Source organism: Pseudomonas peli (assembly GCF_050563605.1).
GTDB classification, from domain to species: domain Bacteria; phylum Pseudomonadota; class Gammaproteobacteria; order Pseudomonadales; family Pseudomonadaceae; genus Aquipseudomonas; species Aquipseudomonas peli_A.
This window is the reverse complement of record NZ_JBNXUH010000483.1, coordinates 1-236: the sequence shown is the minus strand read 5'-3', so window position 1 is coordinate 236 and position 236 is coordinate 1. Positions and strand designations below refer to the sequence as shown.

Here is a 236-nt window from a genome sequence, read left to right as displayed (position 1 = left end):
GATGTGTATAAGAGACAGGNNTACGGCGGGATGGCCACGTCGGCTTCGGCGAAGCTGATCTTCAAAACAATGAAGAACGGCAACATAAAGAACAGGAACAACCAGAGAAACGGCACCCCGATAACCAGGTGCCGGCCCGTGGGCATGCGGCGGCTGATGCTCCGGATAATGATCAAGGGCGCAAGGCCGCCCCTGGGGCTTATTCGCGGCGCAGAACAGACGAGGCGAGGGGGGCG

Annotated in this window: 1 pseudogene; it reads right to left on the bottom strand. The window is 59.8% G+C overall.

The annotated features are described in order from the left end of the window. Window positions 1-146: pseudogene (locus ACQ4LH_RS22290) on the bottom strand (hypothetical protein); the annotation flags it as partial. Window positions 147-236 lie beyond the last annotated feature (90 nt).